The organism is Kitasatospora sp. NPDC088742 (assembly GCF_055584905.1).
This window is the reverse complement of the sequence record NZ_JBVJLD010000039.1, coordinates 38,319-41,614: the sequence shown is the minus strand read 5'-3', so window position 1 is coordinate 41,614 and position 3,296 is coordinate 38,319. Positions and strand designations below refer to the sequence as shown.

Here is a 3,296-nt window from a genome sequence, read left to right as displayed (position 1 = left end):
TGCACCCGCGGCACCGCTGTCGTCCACCGTCCGGAGCGGTCAGCTCCCGGAGAGGCGGAGCCCCTCCTCGCCCGGGGCCAGGCTGTCCAGGATCCGGTTCAGGTCCTCCACCGAGGCGAACTCCAGCACCACCTTGCCCTTGCCGAGCCGGCCGTTCCGCTGCGAGACCTCGACCTTGACCCGGGTCTCGAAGCGGTCCGAGAGCCGCGCCGAGAGGTCGTTGAAGGCGGGTGAGATCAGCTTCCCGGCCTTCGGGCCGGACGCCCGCTGCGGCTTCTGGTCCTGGTCCATCACCGCGACGATCTCCTCGGTGGTGCGCACCGAGAGCCCCTCCGCGATGATCCGACGGGCCAGCTGGTCCTGCACCTCGGCGTCCAGCACACCGAGCAGCGCCCGGGCGTGACCCGCCGTCAGCACCCCGGCGGCGACCCGGCGCTGGACCGTGGGCGAGAGCTTGAGCAGCCGCAGGGTGTTGGAGACGTGCGAGCGGGAGCGGCCGATCCGGTCGGCCAGCTCGTCGTGGGTGCAGGAGAAGTCGCGCAGCAGCTGGTCGTAGGCGGCGCCCTCCTCCAGCGGGTTCAGCTCGGCCCGGTGCAGGTTCTCCAGCAGCGCGTCGAGCAGCAGCTTGTCGTCGTCGGTGGCCCGGACGATGGCCGGGATGACGTCGAGCCCGGCCTCCCGGGAGGCGCGCCAGCGCCGCTCACCCATGATCAGTTCGAAGCGCCCGACCGCGGTCTGACGGACCACCACCGGCTGGAGCAGGCCCACCTCCTTGATGGAGGCGACCAGCTCGGCCAGCTTGTCCTCGTCGAAGACCTCGCGCGGCTGGCGCGGGTTCGGCGTGATCGAGTCCAGCGGCAGCTCGGCGAACCGGGCACCGTCCACCGGCGCCAGCGCGGTGAGCTCGTCCTCCAGCGCGCTCCGGCCGGAGGGCACCGCGGCGTCCCGGGCCAGTTCGGCCGCGACCTTGGCGGCCACCGTGCCCCGGTCGGTGGGCAGCACCGGAACGGCGCTCGGCGACAGTGCGCCGGCCGACCGCTCCGGAGCACCCGCGCCGACCGGGACGGCGGCCGGAGCCGCCGCCGGCGTCGCCGCCGGAATCAGTGCCCCGAGCCCGCGTCCCAGGCCCCTGCGCCCACCACTCACCGGTTGTCCTCCATCGTGCTGCCGTGCTGTGCCATCGGGGCCGCCGCGCCGGTGCGCTGCTGGCCCAGGGCCGCACCGGGCTGCTGCCCGGCCACCGCCGACCCTGCTGACCGCAGGGCGAGTTCGCGTGCCGCCTCCAGGTAGGAGAGCGCCCCGGTGGAACCCGGGTCGTAGGTCAGCACGGTCTGTCCGTAGCTGGGTGCCTCGGAGATCCGCACCGAGCGCGGGATCGCCGTGCTCAGCACCTCCTGGGCGAAGTGCGTCCGGACCTCCTCGGCCACCTGGGCGGCCAGCCTGGTCCGGGCGTCGTACATGGTGAGCAGGATGGTGGAGACGTGCAGCGCCTGGTTCAGGTGCGCCCGCACCAGCTCGACGTTGCGGAGCAGCTGGCCGAGGCCCTCCAGCGCGTAGTACTCGCACTGGATCGGGATCAGCACCTCCTGACCGGCCACCAGGGCGTTGACCGTCAGCAGCCCGAGCGAGGGCGGACAGTCGATCAGGATGTAGTCCAGCGGCTGCTCGTAGGCCGCGATCGCCCGCTGCAGCCGGCTCTCCCGGGCCACCAGCGAGACCAGCTCGATCTCGGCGCCGGCCAGGTCGATGGTGGCGGGCACGCAGAACAGCCCCTCCACGTCCCGGACCGGCTGCACCACGTCGGCCAGCGGCTTGCCCTCGACCAGCACGTCGTAGATCGACGGCACCTCGGCGTGGTGGTCGATGCCCAGCGCGGTGGACGCGTTCCCCTGTGGGTCGAGGTCGACCACCAGCACCCGCAGCCCGTGCATGGCCAGACCGGCGGCCATGTTCACGGTGGTGGTGGTCTTTCCCACCCCGCCCTTCTGGTTGGCCACCACGATCACGCGGGTGGCGTCCGGGCGGGGCAGTCCTTCGCCGGCCCGTCCGGCGGCCTCCACCGCGGCCATGGCGGCCCGCGCGATGGGCGTGTCATCGACGTGATCGATGGTCTCCGACTCCTGCATGGGGGTCAGTGTTTCACGTGAAACCGGAGCGGCAACAGTCACCGCCCGGCTGCGGCCGAGGATTCCGGAAAGCAGTGAGCGACGTTTCACGTGAAACACCATGCCCGCAATGTCGGAAATCTGACGGTGCGACACTCCGACTCCCGGCCCGGTGCCCCCGTGCGCCCCCCGAACGCGCGGAGCGGGCACCCGTCCGGGTACCCGCTCCGCGGAAGTGAACAGTCGGCGAACCTCCGGCCCGCCGACGGACCGTCAGCGCCGGCGCCGCGCACCGCCGCTTCGGGTGCCGCCCTCGCCGGCCCGGGCACCGCGCCCGGCCCTGGCCGCCTTGGCCCGCCGGGTGGCCGCCTTCACCCCGCCCGGGCTCTCCCCCGCCTCCACCCGGACCACCCGGGTCGAGGTCTCCAGGGTGCCCTCGCCGACCGAGATCACCGACCACTTCACCGCACCGAGCTTGGTCAGCGCCGACCGCGAGTCGGCCAGCTCCTGCTCGGCGGTGTCGCCCTTGAGCGCCAGCATCTGTCCGTACGGGCGGAGCAGCGGCAGCCCCCAGCCGGCCAGCCGGTCCATCGGCGCCACCGCCCGGGCGGTCACCACGTCCACCGCCAGCTTGCCGACCATCTCCTCGGCCCGGCCGCGCAGCACCGTGACGTTGGTCAGCCCGAGCTCGCGGACCACCTCCTCCAGGAAGGTGGTGCGCCGCAGCAGCGGCTCCAGCAGCGTCACCGAAACGTCCGGACGGGCCAACGCCACCGGGATGCCGGGCAGCCCGGCCCCCGAGCCCACGTCGCAGAGCGAGGCGCCGGGCGGCAGCAGCTCGGCCAGCACCGCGCAGTTCAGCACGTGGCGGTCCCAGAGCCGGGGCACCTCGCGCGGACCGATCAGCCCGCGCTGCACGCCTGCGGTGGCCAGCAGCTCGGTGTAGCGCACGGCCATCGAAAGCCGGTCGCCGAAGATCTGCCCCGCCGCCGCCGGAACCTCGCCCGGCCCCTGCGGACCGTTCTCCTCCGGGGTGCCCTCGGTCGCCACGCCGTCCGTGTCCATCTCAGCCTCTCCGCTCACCGTCTCCGCTCACCCGCGATACCGGACACTCTGTCACGACGGCGCCGTTTCACGTGAAACAGCGCCGTTCTGACACTCGCTCAGCCTCCACCAGCGACGACGACCCCG

Annotated in this window: 3 protein-coding genes; all 3 read right to left on the bottom strand. The window is 73.1% G+C overall.

The window, feature by feature from the left end; genetic code table 11:
- Positions 1 to 39: 39 nt before the first annotated feature.
- Positions 40 to 1,146 carry a ParB/RepB/Spo0J family partition protein gene (locus ACZ6ZR_RS26820; RefSeq protein WP_465646444.1) on the bottom strand — a complete coding sequence of 369 codons (1,107 nt, stop codon included), beginning with the start codon at positions 1,144 to 1,146 and terminating at the stop codon, positions 40 to 42.
- Positions 1,143 to 2,228, bottom strand: a complete 1,086-nt coding sequence (locus tag ACZ6ZR_RS26815; RefSeq protein WP_465646442.1) for a ParA family protein — start codon at positions 2,226 to 2,228, stop codon at positions 1,143 to 1,145. The genes ACZ6ZR_RS26820 and ACZ6ZR_RS26815 overlap by 4 nt, the downstream gene beginning before the upstream one ends.
- A gap of 150 nt (positions 2,229 to 2,378) precedes the next feature.
- Positions 2,379 to 3,170 (bottom strand): 16S rRNA (guanine(527)-N(7))-methyltransferase RsmG, encoded by a 792-nt coding sequence (gene rsmG / locus ACZ6ZR_RS26810; protein ID WP_465646440.1) that lies wholly within the window; start codon positions 3,168 to 3,170, stop codon positions 2,379 to 2,381.
- Between the last annotated feature and the right edge of the window lie 126 nt (positions 3,171 to 3,296).